This window comes from Nonomuraea sp. NPDC048901 (assembly GCF_040649695.1).
GTDB lineage: Bacteria > Actinomycetota > Actinomycetes > Streptosporangiales > Streptosporangiaceae > Nonomuraea.
Genome location: NZ_JBEZFW010000007.1, coordinates 282,715 through 298,572, shown reverse-complemented (window position 1 = coordinate 298,572; position 15,858 = coordinate 282,715). Strand labels below are relative to the sequence as shown.

Genomic DNA, 15,858 nt, shown 5'->3' with positions numbered 1-15,858 from the left:
GTCCTGCGTGGTGGTGTTCTGATCCATCGAGTGAGCGGAATCGGTCTGGCTCACCTGGCCTGTGGCCCGGCCGTGGCCTCGCCCTCCATCTCGGTGCCGGGGAAGCCGATGGCCTGCAGGAAGAAGGCCGTCCACCGCACCTTCACGGAGACGGTCACGCCGTCCTGTCCCTGCGCGACGGTGCACGTTCCCCTGGTCACGTCGGCGCTGCCCGCCGCCGCGATCACCTCGTCGGCCCGGTCGCACACCTGGCCGTCGCCGAGCAGCCGGATCTCGCCCGTCTCGTGGAGGTGGTCGGCGTCGATCTGGTCGGCGCCCGCCCGCGCGGCCTGCTCGGCTACGTCGGCGGCCCGCAGCCGCGCGTTGATCGCCCCGCCGCCGTCGACGAGCAGCCCCGCCAGCAGGAACACCGCCACGGAGAACAGCACGGTGAAGACCGACATCGTCCCGCGGTCGCGGCGGCTCGTTCGGCCCTCTTGCATCGCTCCAGAAACACCGCGGCTCATTCGGTCCTCCTGAACTGTTCCAGGGGCACCACCGAGGTGCCGGTCATCCGCTTGGTGCCGGAGAACCCCAGGAAGCTCAGGTCCAGCTCGCAGGTGACCTCGGCCTGCACCTGGCCGCCCTCTTCCCACTTGGAGCCGGCGAGGGACACCGCCGGACCCTGGCATCGCCCGTCGAGCGCGGCCTTGACGCTCCTGTCGGCCGCGTCGCCCGCGTCGTCGAACGACCGCCGCACCGAGGCGGCCCGCGCCGCGTCCCGTGCCGCGCCGTTGACCTCGCCCTGCGCCTCGACCAGCCGGCCCGCCCCCGCCAGGAACATCAGGAACAGCAGGAAGATGGGCGCCAGCATGACCGTCTCCACGGCCATCGAGCCGCGCTCACGCCACCGGTTCTGGCTCGTCCGCAGCCGGTTCTGGCTCGTCCGCAGCCGGTTCTGGTTCATCCGCAGTCGTCACCCCCGTCGTCCGGGCGGAAGCACTCGACGGGACCGCCCGAGGTGGCCGTGATCGTGAACGTGAGCTCCGGCAGGAGCGGGATGACCTGTACGGCGCTGCCGGTCACGGTGACGAAGCGCTCGTCGGGCTCCTTCTCCGCGGTCGTGACCGCGGCGTTCGAGAGCAGGCGGGGTCCGATGGCCCGGACGATGTCGGTGGCCTTGGTCGAGGCCGCGCCCTCCCAGTCGCCCGAGTCGAAGGGGGCCGACCTGGCCACCCTGGCGCCTTCCTTGGCGGCCGCCTCGGCCACCTGACGGCCGTGGAACCAGAGCGCCACCTGCACGATGAGCAGCACGGCCGCCAGGATGACCGGCATCAGCAGGGCGAGCTCGATCACGGAGGCGCCGCGGTCGCGTCGTGCCCGGCGGCGCCGCCCCGGAGGTCGGCTTGGTCGCCGAGGTTGCCCGCGCGGGCGCCGGGCACCTGTCACGTGCGCCCGCCGGTCTGGCCGAAGCTGGTTTGGAGCTCGCTCTGCTTCCCCTCGACCAGCTGCTTGATCAGCGTGGCCAGGCCGAGGGCGACACCGGCGATGATCGCGGAGATGATCACCCACTCGACCGCCGAGGCGCCCCGGCTGGGGGCGGTGCGGGCGCGCTGGATACGCACGCTGAGGCATGCCTGCAGGTAGATGACCCAGGGATGATTCATTAGGACCCCAACATCTTCATAGCGGCGGGATAACTGAGAAAGATCACGAAGCCCGCGCAGAGCAGCAGCTGGGCGACGAGCATCGACTGGGAGCGCTCACCGGCGCGGCCTTCGATCTCGGCCAGCTCGCGGCGGCGCAGCGTGGCGGCCCTCGCGGTCAGGGAGGCACGTACCTTGGCGCCGTCGTCGGCGACCAGGCCGAGCGCGGCGGACAGGTCGCGCAACTCGTCGACGTTGATCTCCTCGCCGAGCTGGCCGAGCGCCTGCCAGGGGGTGATGCCGACGATCCTGGCGCCGGCCAGCGCCTCGCGGATGCGCGACATCGCCCAGTTGGGCTGGTCACCGCTGACCGAGACCGCCATCATCAGCGCCTCGGGCACGCCGCGGCCGCCCGCGAGGTTCATCGAGACCAGGTCGAGGAAGGCGCCGACGACGTGCCGGAAGTCGCGCCGCTTCGCCGCCGCGTCACGCCGTACCTGAACGTCGGGCAGGAAGAAGAAGACCAGCGACACGAGTACGGCCGACCAGAACGGGATGGTCAGGGACGTACCCCACTCCATCAGCACCAGCCAGCCGAGCAGCACCGGGAACGCCAGCAGCCCGGCCGACGCGAGCAGCGCCTTCGTGGCCAGGTAGCCCTCGAACGACCGCCCGACCAGCGCCAGATCGGCCTTGACCGACCGGACCTCCCACCCTCGCGCTTGGTAGAGGCGGGCCAGCCGGACGCCCAGGCCGCGGCGGAAGGCGGAGACCTCCTCGTCGGGCAGGGCGAGCTGGATGCGCGGCGCGTCGGCGTCCTCGCGGACGGCCTCGATCGCCAGCAGTCGCGACACGAGGCCGGGGCGGGCCGGGAACAGCGCCCGGAGCAGCAGGAACAGGCCGAGGCCCAGCACGCAGCCGGCCAGCACACCCTCAACCATGACCGCCCCCTCTCTCCATTGCCGCCCTATCCATGACCGTCTCCGACGAGCAGGCGGGTGGGCTTGCTATCCATGACCGCCTCCTACGAGCAGGCGGGTGGGCTTGTCGAACCGGGCGAGGCGCCGCATCCAGGCGAATCCGGCGCCGAACAGCCCCGCCACGACCGCCAGCACGGCCTGGCCGAGGAGGCCGCGGTATTCGCTGACGTAGGAGGGGTTGAAGACGACGAGCAGCCCGGCGAAGACCAGCGCGGTGATCACCACGATCTGGACGCTGCGCCTGGTGGCCCGGCGTTCGGCCTCGACGCGGCGGCGCATGTCGAGCTCCTCGCGGGCGGACACCGCCAGCGCCCCGAGCACGTCGCGCAGGCCGGGGCCGCGCAGCTTGGAGTTGAGTATCAGCGCGGCGACCACCAGGTCGGCCGAGGGGTCGTCGAGCTCGTCGGCGAAGAGCGCGAGCGCCTCCGGCAGCGCCATGCGGGTGTGGAGGCGGTCGACCAGGGCGCGCAGGTGCGGTTTGAGCGTGGGCGCGGCGGCCCTGATCGACGACGGGATGGCCTGTTCGAGCCCGGCCGCGCCGGCGATCGTGTCACGCAGCGACTCCGTCCAGGCGGCCAGCCCTTCGAGGCGGCGCATCGCGGCTCGTTCCTCGGCGGCGCCGCCTGACAGGCCGCGCCAGGCGAACACCAGCAGCACCGTGCCCACCGCCGCGACCGCCCAGCCGGTCACGACCAGCACCAGGGTGGCGGCCACCGCGGCGATCGCGGTGCGGGTGGTGAGCGTCTTGAGCAGCTCGCGCTTGGGGCGGGCGGGCCGGACGCGCATGCCGTACAGGGAGAGGAAGAACAGGAACAGTCCGCCGCCGACGAGCGCGCCGGCGAGCAGGGCGAGGGGATCGAGGTCGATCACAGCCAGCCTCCGGGGTTGTATCCGTGGGCGGCGAGCTCCTCCAGGCAGGAGACGGGGGCGTGGGGCAGGGCGGTGCCGTCGGGGCCCGGGATGAACACCTCGCTCGACAGGACGCGGCCGTCGCAGCCGTTGACCTCGCGGATGCTGGAGACGTAGCGCCGCAACGTGCCGCCGCGGCTGTAGTCGTTGCGCTTCTCGACGAAGACCACGAAGTCGATCGCGCCCGCGATGAGCATGTGGGTGGCGTCGATCGGCAGCCGCTCGCGGGCCTGCAGGGCGTAGGTGGAGATGCGGTTGAACACCTCCATGCTGGAGTTGGCGTGGATGGTGGACAGGGAGCCGTCGTTGCCCTGGGTCATCGCGTTGAGCATCGTGACGATCTCGTCGCCGAGCACCTCGCCGACGATCACCCGGCTGGGGTTCATCCGGAGCGACCTCCTGACCAGCTCGGCCATGGTGATCTCGCCTTGGCCCTCGGAGTTGGGCAGGCGCTGCTCGAAGGCGACGACGTTGGGGTGGAGCTCGGGGAACTGGTCGAGGCCGAGCTCCAGGGCGCGTTCGACGGTGATCAGGCGCTCGTGCGGCTGGATCTCGTTGGCCAAGGCTCTGAGCAGGGTCGTCTTACCGGCGTTCGTGGAACCGGCGATCATGATGTTCTTGCGGGCGCCGACCACCGCGCTGAGGAACCTGCCCACCTCCGGGCTCAACGTGCCGTTGCCCACGAGATCCGACATGAACACCTTGCCCAGACGGGCGCGGCGGATCGAGACGGCCGGCCTGAGCGTGACGTCCATGACGGCACTCAGCCGCGATCCGTCGGGCAGGCGCAGGTCGAGCTGCGGGTTGGCGGTGTCGAACGGCCTGCTCGACAGCCCCGAGTAGGCCGCCAGGATCTGGATCAGCTCGATGAGCTCGTCATCGGACTCGGCGACCGGCTCCTGCATGAGCTCCTGGCCGTCGGCGTAGCTGACGAAGACGCGGTCGCAGCCGTTGATGTCGATGTTCTCGACCTCGGGGTCGTCGAGCAGCGGCTGGAGGCGGCCCACCCCGAACAGCGCGGCGTGGATCCCGGCCGCCAGCGCCTCCTCCTCCTCGACCGTGGGAGGAGTGCGGCCCAGGCCGATCTCGCTGCGCGCGTGCTCCTCCAGGACCTGGGAGATCAGCGCCCTGGCGAACTGGCGCTCGTCTTCGCCGGTCATCGAGACCAGGCCGTTGACCTGGTCGAGGCGGCGCTGGTGGGCAAGGCGGTCGCCGACTTCTTGGCGGAAGCGCTTGACCAGGGAGTGATCGATCACGGGCTGCTCACTTTCGCGAGGACGCGTGTCGTACTCCCGGTTGTACGTAGCGGACCTCTCGCGAGGTTGAATGCCATGCCGAAATTCATAGGTTGCTCACCAGCCGTCCCGCGAGATCGCGCGCCGTACGGATGAGCAGACAGCGGTCGAGGCGCCCGCCCCACTGGCCGCGCAGCAGCTCAGCGCCCTTGGGGTCGTGCGCGAGACCGTGGACGAACTTGACGCTCGGACCGACGATCCTGCGTACGTCGTCGATCGAGGAACGATAGTTGCGCGGGTCGGCGATCACGGCGACGCCGTGGGCCTTGGTGATGGACAGGCGTTCGCGCAGGTGGGCGACGTGGTCGAGAGTCGCCCGGGTGAGCAGCACGACCTGCTCGGCCTGCGCCATCAGGTCGCCGAGCTGCGGATGGCCGCCGAGCCGGCCGCAGTCGGCGATCACGTCGGCGTTGGGGATGGCGGCCAGCGCCCTGCCCAGCGGACCCCACAGCCAGGTGAGCCCGGCCGCCTGCTCGCCGTGGGTTAGCCCGGCCAGCACGTCGAGGCCGCCGACGATCTTCTGGGTGTGCTGGTGGATCTGAGCGGGTTCCAGGCCGCGCCGGGCGGTCGCGGCCAGCGTGAGCAGGCCCTTGCCGGGGTTGAGCACGCCGCCGTCGGCCGCGGGCAGCCGGTAGGCGAGATCGCCGCCCGCGGGGTCGCATTCGGCGAGGAGTACGGGACGCGGCCACACCGCCGCGAGGGCCGTCGCGGCAGTGGTCACACCAGGCGCGCCCTTGTCGGCGGCCAGTACGATCAGCGCCACGTCAACTTACTCCGGGCAGGTCGGCCACGGCGATCTCACCGCTGGAGGCGTATTGGACGATGGTCTTCGCCGCCGGGGCGTCGACGATCACGGTGATCAGGATGGATCCGCCGGCTCTGCCTCCGTCGCTGACGCTCTCAACGAGGGCGCTCTGTGCGAGTACGCGGCTTTCCGCCTGGTCGGTGCGGCCGGGGACGTACACGACCTGGACCCGATGGCTTCTTTCCAGGCCCGCCGGGAACTGCCCCGGTTTCAGGGAGAGGCCCACCTTGGCCTTGCCGGGCACCAGCTCGCTACTGGCCCTGACGCCCATGTTGTGGGTCAGCAGGGTGCCGGGCACGATCGTGACGGCCGCGAAGCTCTTCACCACCTCGAACCGCTGTGACCAGGAGACGTAGTCGAGACCGGTGTTGGCGATCTGCACCTCTTCGAGCGCGGCCGCGGTGAACTGCTGGCCGGCGCCGATCTGCTGGGTGACCCTGATCGCCGAGACGCGGTCGCCGCTGCGCAGCACGAGCAGCGTCGTGGCGAGCGCGCCGCCGAGGATCAGGAGCACGGCGAGAGCGGCCAGGGCGGGTTTGCGTTCGCGGGGTGGCACGGGGAGCTTGCGCGAGGCAGGGCCGGACAACCCCGCCGTGTTGACGGCAGGCTTTTCACTGGTCCTCATGGGTGGGGGGCTCCCATTGTGAATTGTCGAATTCACGCCATTATGTGCACCCGCCGGTGGGGGCGGGGCTGGAATGCGAGGAACCATGCTCGTTTCGCAGGTGGCGTGGTGTCAACAAGAAATAATCAATGCCTATTGTTTACAGTGAGTTGACCTGGGTGGTTTTTCGGGATAAGCGCGGCGATGGCGGGACAGAGCGGGGTTTTTTCGCAGCTGGAGGTTGCTGACGTGGGGCGATCCCTTGCGTCCCTTATCTCACAACATTCCCTCCCTTAACACGCGATGGCGACCATGCCCTAAATGGGCAGCCAAATCAGCCACTTTCCACAGGCCGTAATTACCGTCCGCGGTTATCCACAGGTCGGCCTATCCATGCCATTGCCGACAACCTCGGGACCTACCCTTTGTTCTGGCGTTACCTTTGCGCCCAGGCCCGATCGAGGAGACGGCACATGCGGATCATGCTCACCGTGCTCGGCGAGCAAGGCGATCGTGACGTTGTGATCGAGGGTGACAACGGCGCCACGGTGGCGAGGGTGAGTGAAGCCCTCAGCGGTCAGGCGCCGCTGGCCGAGGTCGTCCGTCTGCCCAGGGCGCGAGCCCCCTACGGCATGTCGGCAACTGAGCCCGGCGCCCGCCCCTCGGCGCGGCGCACCCAGTCCGGCGGATCGTCCGAGTCCAGCCGGTTCGACGCCCCCCACCCATTTGACGTCCCGGGCGCTCGGCGTGACATCGGCGGCGCGTCCATCCGGGATCGGGGCGACGGGCTTGGCAGGTCGGGTGACGGGCTTGGCAGGTCGGGCGATGGGTTCGGCCGGGCGGGTGCCGTGCTCTGGCGCAACGGGCGGCCGCTCGACCCGCGCGCCCTGGCCGGGGCGGTGCTGCGCGACGGCGACAAGGTCACCCTCGACGCCCATCTCGCCCGCGCCACGATCATCCAGGAGCCCGGCGGTGTGGCCGAGGTGCGGGTGGTGGGCGGTCCGGCCGCGGGCGCCGTACACCGCCTGGGCCTCGGTGTGCACGTCATCGGATCCGACCCGATGTGCGCGATGACCGTCGCCGACCCGTCCCTCGCCCCCGAGGCCGCCATCCTGCGCGTGACCCCCGACGCGATCACGGTCGAGCCGGCCCGGCACCGCGCGCCCCAGCAGGCGCAGCGACTCAAGCTCAAGGGCCGGTGGGCCGACGAGGTCGCCGAGCTCACCGCCCGGGTCGCCGAACGCGAGGCGGCGGAGGCGGAGCCCGTCCACTACGAGCCGCCCGAGCTGGCTGCCCAGCCACTCACCGAAGCTACCGACTGGGCCGAGCACACGCTTCTGACCTGCGGCTCCTCGGTGTTCACACTGACCGCGATCGAGCCGCAGGACGCGCACCTGGCGCCCCTCCCGGAGGGCGGCGTCGCCTACAACCGGCCGCCGCGGCTGCGCAGGCCGGAGCCCGAGCGCACCTTCGAACGCCCCCTGGAGCCCACCCGCGCCGAGGGGATGCGCCTGCAGTTGCTGGCCGCGCTCCTGCCCGCGGTGATGGGCGTCACGCTGGCCTACGTCATGCGCCAGCCGTACTACCTGCTCATCGCCCTGATGACCCCCCTCATCATGATCGGGCAGTGGTGGAGCGACCGCCGCCACGGCAAGAAGCAGCACAGGAAGGCCGCCAAGAAATACAAGGAGCGGCTGGAGGCGTACGAACTGGCGGTCGAGCAGGCCAGGGCGGAGGACGAGCTGATCCGCCGATCCGACGCGCCCGACCCGGCGCAGGTGCTGCTCACCGCCACCGGCCCGCGCCGACGGCTGTGGGAGCGCCGCATCCACGATCCCGACGCGCTGCGGCTCAGGGTCGGGCTGGCCGACCTGCCGGCCAACCTGGAGCTGTCCGAGGAGAAGGGCGGCGCGATCTCCCCGCCGATCTGCCGGTCCGTGCCGGTGGCCCTGGCCATGCGCAGGCTCGGCGTGGCCGGCGTCACCGGCCCGCGCGACACCGCGACCGGCCTGGCCGGCTGGCTGATCGGCCAGGCGGCGACCCTGCACAGCCCCCGTGACCTGGCCATCGTGGTCCTGTCCGCGCACGCCGACGGCGAGCACCGCTGGGGCTGGGTCCGCTGGCTGCCGCACTGTGCCCCGCGCGGCGGCGAGGACTGCGTGGCCCTGGTCGGCACCGACCCGGAGTCCGCCGCCCACCGCGTCGCCGAGCTGGCCGCCCTCATCGACGAACGCCAGAACACCGCCATCCCCGAACTCGGCAAGATCCCCACCGGCTGGGACGACCTGGGCGGCCCGGAGACACCGGCTCTGACCTCCTATGACGTACGCCCCTACGACGTCCTGGTCGTGCTCGACGGTGCCCAGGTCCTGCGCGGCCTGCCCGGCATGCCGCAGATCCTGCGCCAGGGCCCCCGGTCGGGCGTCTTCACCCTCGCCATCGACGACGACCAGCGCCTGCTCCCCGAGGAGTGCGCCACCGTCGCCGCGTGCGCCGCCGACGGTCAGGTGCGCCTACTCGGCGGCGGTCTGGAGGCCATCGGCCCGGTTCTGGCCGACCTGGTCTCACCGTCGTGGTGCGACCGCGTGGCCAGGGCGCTCGGCCCGATCCGTGACGTGAGCAGGGACGACCCGGCCGGCCACCTCCCCGAGGCGGTCCGTCTCCTCGACCTCCTGCGCCTGCCCGCCCCCTCCGGCCACGACCTCGCCACCCGCTGGCACGGCCACGGCTCCACGAAGGCGGTCATCGGCATCGGCCCCGACGGCCCGTTCTCGGTCGACCTGCGGGTGGACGGTCCGCACGGCCTGATCGCCGGCACCACGGGCGCGGGCAAGTCGGAGCTGCTGCAGACGCTCATCTGCTCGCTGGCGGTGGCCAACCGGCCGGACCAGCTGACGTTCGTGCTGGTCGACTACAAGGGCGGGGCCGCGTTCAAGGAGTGCGTACGGCTGCCGCACACGGTCGGCATGGTCAGCGACCTGGACGGCCACCTGACGCAGCGGGCCCTCGACTCCCTGGCCGCCGAGATCCGGCGCCGCGAACGCCTGCTGCTGGCCGCGGGCGCCAAGGACATCGACGACTACACCGGCGAGCCGCTGCCCCGGCTGGTGCTGATCATCGACGAGTTCGCCGCCTTGGTGGCCGAGCTGCCCGACTTCGTCAACGGTCTGGTCGACATCGCCCGCAGGGGCCGTTCGCTGGGCATCCACCTGATCCTGGCCACCCAGCGGCCGGCGGGCGTGGTCACGGCCGACATCCAGGCCAACACCTCGCTGCGGATCGCGCTGCGGGTCACCGAGCCCGCCGAGTCCTCCGACGTCATCGACCTGCCGGACGCGGCGCACATCTCCAAGTCGACGCCTGGCCGGTGCTACGTGAAGTCAGGGGTGGGGGCGGCGGCGGCCGTACAGACGGCCAGGGTGGGAGGCAGGAGCCCGGTGGCAAGCACCTCGCTCAGAGCCGACCCGACGGGCGCGGGGGCGACACTCGGTCCGAGTGCGATGCTCGGCCCAGGCGGCTTGGCGGGTGCGGGCGGTCAGCTGCGGGTGGTCGACGTGGACTGGCGGTCCTTGGGCAGGGCGCTGCCGCCACTCCCGGAGCCTCCGGAGGGGTCGACGATCACCGACCTCACCGTCCTCGCCGACGCGCTCATCGAGGCCGCGCGCCTGACCGGCGTACCAGAGCAACCAAGCCCTTGGCTGGAGCCGCTGCCCTCGGCCGTGACCCTCGACGAGGTCACCACTGCCTTGATGACTGGACCGCTTGCCGGGTCGCCGACCTTCTCCGCATCGGCGACGAACACCGGATCGGGGACATTCGCCGAAGTCGGTCCGCTGGCCTTCGGGATGATCGATCGGCCCTGGGCGCAGGATCGGCGCCCGCTCGCGCTGGACCTGGCCCAAGGCGGCCATCTGCTCATCGCGGGAGCGGCCCGCAGCGGCAGATCCACCGCGCTACGGACGATCGCGGGCGCCATCGCCGCACAAGCCTCCCCTGCCGACGTCCACCTGCACGCCATCGACTGCGGATCGGGCGCGCTGCTCCCGCTGATGGCCATGCCGCACTGTGGCGCGGTCGTCACCCGCGACCAGCTCGACCGCGTCGAACGTCTGCTGTCCCGCCTCCGCGCCGAGGTGGGCCGCCGCCAGCAACTGCTCGCCGAGGCCGGACACGCCTCACTGGCCGAATACCGCCAGGCGGGCCACCGCCTCCCCTGGCTGGTGCTCATGGTCGACCGCTGGGAGGGCTACGTGGCGGCCTTCGAGGGCTACGACTACGGCCGCCTCACGGAGTCGCTCCTGCAACTCCTCAGAGAGGGTCCGGCGGTGGGGCTGCGGGCGGTGGTGACGGGTGACCGTTCGTGCCTGCTCGGCCAGGTCTCCACGGTCTTCGATGACCGCCTCCTTCTCCGCCTGGCGGACCCGGCCGACTACGGGCTGGCCGGCCTGCCGATGAAGGGCCTGCCCGCGTCGATGCCCGCCGGCCGCGCCCTCTCGATCGGCGAACACGGCATCATCGAGAGCCAGATCGCCCTCCTGACCCACGACCCGTCGGGCCCAGCCCAGGTAGCCGCCCTCCAGTCCCTCGCCCGGGCCGCGGCCCCGCTCCGCAGCGTCCCGACGTACGCGTCCACGTCGGCACCCGGGAGAGCCACCCCCCAGCTCACTGCGACCTCCTCTGCGACATCTGCGACAAACCACCGCAGAGCCCTGATGGGCGCGCCAGACGGCGCATCAAGCGGCACCTCGGGTGACACATCGGGTGGCACCTCGGGTGGCACGTCAGGTGGCACCTCGGGCGACAGCATCCCTGGCGGCATGGCAAACGGCACCTCAGGCGGCACGTCGGGTGGCGGCTTCCGGGGCGACCTGCCAGAGGGTTCGGCCGGAAGAGGTCGGTCGACTCGGCTGGGACGCGGCGCGTGGCTCTGGGAGGGCGAGCCCCCGCTTCGGGTCGACGCGCTTCCCATGCGCATCACCGCCGGCCAGGCCATGGACCTGGAGCCGAACTTCACCCATCCCTCGCCGCTGTGGGCCCTGATCGGCGCAGGCGGCGACGCCCTGGCTCCGATGGGCCTGGACCTCCTCGCCCACGGCCCCGGCGCCGTCGTCGCCGGACCGGCCCGCTCCGGTCGCTCCTCGGTGCTGGTCACGGCCGCCAGGTCGCTCATCTCGTACGGCACGCCGGTCATCGCCATCGCTCCCCGGCGTAGCCCCCTACGTACGCTGGAGGGCGCCCTCGCCATCCTCGGCGGCGACGGAGCGGGCCTACAGGAGTTGCTCGCCGACCGCGAACGCTACGTGGTGATCGTGGACGACGCCGAGCTGATCAACCCGGACTCCCCCCTCGGGACGGTCCTGGAAGAGGTCCTCCGATCAGGCCGAGACGGAGACCACGGCCTCATCATCGCGGGCGCGACAGGCGACCTGGCGACGGCCTACCGCGGCTTCGTCGCCGAGACCCGCAAGTCGCGCACCGGCGTACTCCTGTCGGTGCAGAGCCCGGCCGACGGCGACCTGTTCACGGTCCGCCTGCCGCGCGGCGCCGTCGGAGGCCCACCGGGACGCGGCCTGCTGATCACCATGGGCAACACGACCCCCATCCAAGCGGCCATCTCGGACACCGGCCCGCCGTAGAGCCAGGCGGATTGGACCTCGACCTGCCGTAGAGCCAGGCGGACCGGACCTCGACCCGCCATAGAACCAAACAAACCGGACCTCGGTGATCCGGCAGGGCACCGCCTCCACAAACGACCAGGAGCCCACCGCCCGCATCGCCGCCGAAGCTGATCCTCTCCGGCGCCGCCGCTCCCCAACCCCCGACGGAACGCCGCCCCCGCTCACGCGAAGTCCAGGAGGGTCCGCAGAGTTACGTCGCGTACGGCCGCGACGATCCGAACGGCGAACCCACCATAGCCATCAAGGGTGCCCCTCCCCACACAACCCGTTACTCGCACACTCTGCCCGGCCCTCCTTCAAGCGCCTTCTACCTGGGCTGACACCGCTCGCGTGCACTTGGCGACAGCCTCCTTTACGACAAGTCGCTTCGGGGACCTGCGAGGGGACGGGTACAGAGACCATATTGCACTGATCTGTCCAAAACGTGCTACCGTCGCGGTATGGCGCGGCCGAGGGAGTTTGAGGAGGAGCGGGCGATCGAGGCGGCCATGCGGGCGTTCTGGAGCGCGGGCTACGAAGGGACCTCGACCCAGGACCTCTGTGAGGCCACCGGGCTGGGGCGGAGCAGCATCTACAACACGTTCAAGAGCAAGCATGATCTGTTCGACCAGGCCCTGCGGCGCTACATGGACAGCAAGACCGCCTGGCTGATGGAGTTGCTCGAAGGCGATCTTCCGGTTCGGGAGAAGGTGCGGACTCTGTTGTGGCAGGCCGTCGATGTTGAGACTGGCGATCCGGTCGGGTGTTTGGTGGTCAACTCGCTGGTGGAGTTGGCGCCGCGAGATCCGGCGGTGGCCGAGCAGCTTCGGCGGGACGGTGAGCGGCGGCTGGCGGCGCTCCGGGCGGCGTTTGAGCTCGGACAGAGCCGTGGCGAGTTGCAAGCCGGTAAGGATCCGGTCGCGCTGGCGCATTTCGTGGTCGCGGCGATCAGTGGCATGCGGGTGATGGCGCGCGGGGGGTCGGATCGGGGAGCGCTGGAGTCGGTCGCGAAGACCACGCTCGACGCGCTTTTCTGACGCCCGGATCGCTCCACCCGCGCAGCTGACGCCCCGGGACACGCCCCACGCGAGCAGCTTGACGCAGCTGCGCGCGAGCAGCCTGATGCGGCCCGATGTAGCCCGGGGCGGTCCAACGCGGGCAGCCTGGTGCGGCCCCAGGCCGGGCAGCCTCAGGCGGGCAGGCCAGGCGGCAGGCCGGGGGGCAGGCCCAGGCGGGCAGGCCGGGGCGGGCAGGCGGCCCGGGACGACCCACGCGAGCAGCCCGGTGCGGCCCCACGCGAGCAGCCCGGTGCGGCTGAACGTGAGCAGGCCGGACAGGGGTTCACCGCTCCAGACGAGCATGCGTCGTTTCGCGTCTCTTGATTTTGCACTGTTCTATCCAAAACTAGGAGGAGTTCCAATGCCGTTGGCCGTGTACATCCTGGGATTGTCGATATTCGCCCAGGGCACTTCCGAGCTCTTGCTCGCCGGGCTGTTGCCCGAAATGGCGGCCGACCTGGGGGTATCCGTTCCTCAAGCGGGGCTGCTGATCTCCGGGTTCGCGCTCGGGATGCTGGTGGGGTCGCCGGTGCTGGCCGTGGTGACCTTGCGGTGGCCGCGTCGTACGGCGTTGCTGACGTTTCTGGCGATCTTCGCCCTTACGCATGTCGTGGGGGCGGTGACGCCGAGCTACGGGGTGCTGTTCGGGACGCGGGTGGTCGGAGCGTTCGTGTACGCGGGCTTCTGGGCGGTGGCGGCGGTGACAGCCGTGGGGCTCGTCCCGGAGGGCGCGCGGGGCAAGGCCATGAGCATCGTGGCGGGCGGACTTACCGTGGCCACCATCGTGGGGTTGCCCGCGGGGACGGTCATCGGGCAGCAATTCGGGTGGCGGGCGGCGTTCTGGGCGGTCACGGTGCTGTCGGGCCTCGCGGCGGTAGGAGTGGCGGCCACGATTCCCGGCGGGCGGCCCGAGCCGGGGAGCGTGCCGCAACTGGGGCAGGAGCTGCGGAACATGCTCAACTCGCGACTCTGGCTCTCATATGGGACGACGGCGCTGGCGACCGGCGCGGTGCTGGTCACGTTCAGCTATCTCGGCGCGATGCTCGTCGACACCACCGGACTGGCGGCGGGGTGGGTTCCCGCGGTGCTGGCGTTGTACGGGGTGGGGTCGCTGATCGGCATCGGCCTGGGTGGTCGTCACGCTGACGCGCGGCCTTTTACGACGCTGTACGTGGGTGTAGCGGGAGTTGTTGTTATCTCGGCAGGTTTGGGAGTGTTCGCCGGGACGCCGGGGGTGGCCATCGGGCTGATCTTCCTGCTGGGGGCGTTCGGGTTTTCCACGAATCCGGCCTTGAACACGCGGGTGTTCACCGTGGGCAAGGATGCTCCGACGCTGGCCGCCGCCACCAACTTCTCGGCGTTCAACGTCGGGATCACTGTGGGGCCGTGGGTGGGCGGCCTGGCGATCGGAGCGGGGTTCGGGTATCCGGTGGTGGCCTGGATCGGAGCCGGGCTTGGGGTCGCCGCGCTCGGGACCGTGGGGCTGTCCGCTGTACTGGACAAGAGGCTGATGCGTATGAGCGCCCCGGCCGCCCCCGAAGCCGTCAGCCGATTCGGTCGGTGACTACGCCGTCGGTTTCGCCGCCCCAGACGTCGTCGTCCTCGGTCAACCAGGTGCCGCCCTCACTGGTGCTCTCCTGGGCACCGGCGCCGGCGCCGCCCATGGGCATGAACGGCATGCCCATCCCGTTCCCGGCGCCTGCCTTGAGCCCGGCCTGGGCGTTCGGCACGGCAGAGGCCATGCCGCCGCTGCCCCCGGTGCTCGTGAGGGGACCACCCGATGAAGGAGAGGAGGAGTTCGGGGAGCTCGGGAAGTTGGCGTTGGGGCTGGTGCTCGTGGGGTTGGAAGTGGGGGTGGGGGTGTTGGTCGGGTTCCAGTCCGAGGGGCGCTGGAAGTCCTCCAGTTGGGTGGAGGTGGGGGTGTTCAGGCCCTTGGTGGGATCGGTCAGCCCCTTGGTGGGGTCTGTCATGCCCTTCGTCGGGTCTGTCATGCCCTTGGTGGGGTCCGTGACGCCGCCCGTGGGGACATTGGCACCATTTGTCGGATCTGTCGCCCCTGGGTCCGTGGCGCCCTTGGTCGGGTCCGTGGTGCCGTTGCCGTTCGGGTCGGGGGTCTGCGTGTCGGTCGGCAGCCTGGGTGTGGTGGGGGTGTCGACGCCGTTGCGGTTCGAGCCGTCAGAGCCGATGCCGCCGTTGTCGCCCAGGCTGCCGTTGTCACCCGTGCCGTTGTAGCCGCCGGTGCCGTTGTAGCCGTTTCCCGATCCGCTGCCCGGGCCCCCGGGGTTGGAGAAGTCCGTGTTCAGGGGCGTGACGGGAGGGGGTACGCCGGCGGGGTCCTTGATGTCGGGGACCTCTTTGTGGAAGGAGTCCGGCAGTTGCTGGTAGGTCAGCGTGAGGTCGTCGTTCAGGAGGCGCAGGTGCTTGCCGGCGAGTTCGTCCTGGGAACCCCACTCGACGCCTTTGTCCATGGTGCGATACCAGCCGGGGCTGGAGTCGTCGAAGGTGAAGGTGTTGTCGCTCCAGGCCAAGCCCGACTTGTCCATGAACTCCTGGTGCTCGACGAGCCTGTCACCGAGGGACTGCAGCGGGCGGCCCATCCAGTTGAGCTTGTCCGACAGCTCGCGGACCGTCGCGTGCAACACCCGGAGGGCCTCCTGCGCCTCGACCGACGCCTTGCCGTCCCAGCACTTGGCCATCTCGACGTTGATCTGCTCGATGACCTTCTGAGCGCCGGCCAGGGTCGAGCAGGCGTCGAGGTAGGCGTTGCCCGCCTGCTTGACGGCCGTCGCGTCCAGGGACTTGACGAAGTTCTTGACCTCGGCGACGCTCCTGCCGTCGTCGTCCACCTCAAGAGGCGGGCACGACGTCTTGATCATGTGCGTCTTCTTCTGGACCTTGAGCTGCTTGTCCTCGGCCATGGGGGCT

13 protein-coding genes are annotated in these 15,858 nt (G+C 70.7%); 3 read left to right on the top strand and 10 right to left on the bottom strand.

The annotated features are described in order from the left end of the window. Nucleotides 1-50: 50 nt before the first annotated feature. The 9 genes from AB0C30_RS25970 to AB0C30_RS25930 all read right to left on the bottom strand — a co-directional run bounded on the left by AB0C30_RS25970 (nucleotide 51) and on the right by AB0C30_RS25930 (nucleotide 6,239). A complete protein-coding gene (locus AB0C30_RS25970; protein ID WP_357948794.1) occupies nucleotides 51-482 on the bottom strand; it encodes a flp pilus-assembly TadE/G-like family protein in 432 nt (143 codons plus the stop codon). Between the two features lie 20 nt (nucleotides 483-502). After that, the gene (locus tag AB0C30_RS25965; RefSeq protein ID WP_357948792.1) at nucleotides 503-946 is read right to left on the bottom strand and encodes a TadE family protein; all 444 of its coding nucleotides are present in this window, start codon (nucleotides 944-946) and stop codon (nucleotides 503-505) included. Beyond that, the gene (locus tag AB0C30_RS25960; protein ID WP_357948790.1) at nucleotides 943-1,335 is read right to left on the bottom strand and encodes a TadE/TadG family type IV pilus assembly protein; all 393 of its coding nucleotides are present in this window, start codon (nucleotides 1,333-1,335) and stop codon (nucleotides 943-945) included. Before AB0C30_RS25960 ends, AB0C30_RS25965 begins: the two co-directional genes overlap by 4 nt. A gap of 89 nt (nucleotides 1,336-1,424) precedes the next feature. Next, nucleotides 1,425-1,646, bottom strand: coding sequence for a hypothetical protein (locus AB0C30_RS25955; protein ID WP_357948787.1), 222 nt, complete (start codon nucleotides 1,644-1,646; stop codon nucleotides 1,425-1,427). Continuing rightward, nucleotides 1,646-2,566 (bottom strand): type II secretion system F family protein, encoded by a 921-nt coding sequence (locus tag AB0C30_RS25950; protein WP_357948785.1) that lies wholly within the window; start codon nucleotides 2,564-2,566, stop codon nucleotides 1,646-1,648. The genes AB0C30_RS25955 and AB0C30_RS25950 overlap by 1 nt, the downstream gene beginning before the upstream one ends. A gap of 66 nt (nucleotides 2,567-2,632) precedes the next feature. Then, nucleotides 2,633-3,475 (bottom strand): type II secretion system F family protein, encoded by an 843-nt coding sequence (locus tag AB0C30_RS25945; RefSeq protein WP_357948783.1) that lies wholly within the window; start codon nucleotides 3,473-3,475, stop codon nucleotides 2,633-2,635. Then, a complete protein-coding gene (locus AB0C30_RS25940) occupies nucleotides 3,472-4,770 on the bottom strand; it encodes an ATPase, T2SS/T4P/T4SS family (RefSeq protein ID WP_357948780.1) in 1,299 nt (432 codons plus the stop codon). Before AB0C30_RS25940 ends, AB0C30_RS25945 begins: the two co-directional genes overlap by 4 nt. 85 nt (nucleotides 4,771-4,855) lie before the next feature. Next, a complete protein-coding gene (locus tag AB0C30_RS25935; RefSeq protein ID WP_357948777.1) occupies nucleotides 4,856-5,572 on the bottom strand; it encodes a hypothetical protein in 717 nt (238 codons plus the stop codon). A 1-nt stretch (nucleotide 5,573) separates the two neighbouring features. Further along, nucleotides 5,574-6,239, bottom strand: a complete 666-nt coding sequence (locus tag AB0C30_RS25930) for a hypothetical protein (RefSeq protein ID WP_357948774.1) — start codon at nucleotides 6,237-6,239, stop codon at nucleotides 5,574-5,576. A gap of 452 nt (nucleotides 6,240-6,691) precedes the next feature. On the opposite strand from AB0C30_RS25930, the gene AB0C30_RS25925 reads away from it, so the two are divergent. The 3 genes from AB0C30_RS25925 to AB0C30_RS25915 all read left to right on the top strand — a co-directional run bounded on the left by AB0C30_RS25925 (nucleotide 6,692) and on the right by AB0C30_RS25915 (nucleotide 14,497). Continuing rightward, on the top strand, nucleotides 6,692-11,854 hold the full coding sequence (locus AB0C30_RS25925; RefSeq protein WP_357948772.1) for an FtsK/SpoIIIE domain-containing protein: 5,163 nt from the start codon (nucleotides 6,692-6,694) through the stop codon (nucleotides 11,852-11,854). 482 nt (nucleotides 11,855-12,336) lie between these two features. Next, nucleotides 12,337-12,912: a TetR/AcrR family transcriptional regulator gene (locus AB0C30_RS25920; RefSeq protein ID WP_357948769.1), complete on the top strand. Its 576-nt coding sequence runs from the start codon at nucleotides 12,337-12,339 to the stop codon at nucleotides 12,910-12,912. A gap of 382 nt (nucleotides 12,913-13,294) precedes the next feature. After that, the gene (locus AB0C30_RS25915) at nucleotides 13,295-14,497 is read left to right on the top strand and encodes a Cmx/CmrA family chloramphenicol efflux MFS transporter (RefSeq protein ID WP_357948766.1); all 1,203 of its coding nucleotides are present in this window, start codon (nucleotides 13,295-13,297) and stop codon (nucleotides 14,495-14,497) included. Here AB0C30_RS25915 and AB0C30_RS25910 read toward each other — a convergent pair. After that, entirely contained in the window at nucleotides 14,478-15,851 is a 1,374-nt protein-coding gene (locus AB0C30_RS25910) for a hypothetical protein (RefSeq protein WP_357948763.1), read from the bottom strand. The genes AB0C30_RS25915 and AB0C30_RS25910 overlap by 20 nt on opposite strands. Nucleotides 15,852-15,858 lie beyond the last annotated feature (7 nt).

Coding starts and splice junctions, on each gene's coding strand:
- AB0C30_RS25970 (WP_357948794.1), bottom strand. CDS start 482: ATGCAAGAGGGCCGAACGAGCCGCCGCGACCGCGGGACGATGTCGGTC.
- AB0C30_RS25925 (WP_357948772.1), top strand. CDS start 6,692: ATGCGGATCATGCTCACCGTGCTCGGCGAGCAAGGCGATCGTGACGTT.
- AB0C30_RS25920 (WP_357948769.1), top strand. CDS start 12,337: ATGGCGCGGCCGAGGGAGTTTGAGGAGGAGCGGGCGATCGAGGCGGCC.
- AB0C30_RS25965 (WP_357948792.1), bottom strand. CDS start 946: ATGAACCAGAACCGGCTGCGGACGAGCCAGAACCGGCTGCGGACGAGC.
- AB0C30_RS25930 (WP_357948774.1), bottom strand. CDS start 6,239: ATGAGGACCAGTGAAAAGCCTGCCGTCAACACGGCGGGGTTGTCCGGC.
- AB0C30_RS25910 (WP_357948763.1), bottom strand. CDS start 15,851: ATGGCCGAGGACAAGCAGCTCAAGGTCCAGAAGAAGACGCACATGATC.
- AB0C30_RS25915 (WP_357948766.1), top strand. CDS start 13,295: ATGCCGTTGGCCGTGTACATCCTGGGATTGTCGATATTCGCCCAGGGC.
- AB0C30_RS25955 (WP_357948787.1), bottom strand. CDS start 1,646: ATGAATCATCCCTGGGTCATCTACCTGCAGGCATGCCTCAGCGTGCGT.
- AB0C30_RS25950 (WP_357948785.1), bottom strand. CDS start 2,566: ATGGTTGAGGGTGTGCTGGCCGGCTGCGTGCTGGGCCTCGGCCTGTTC.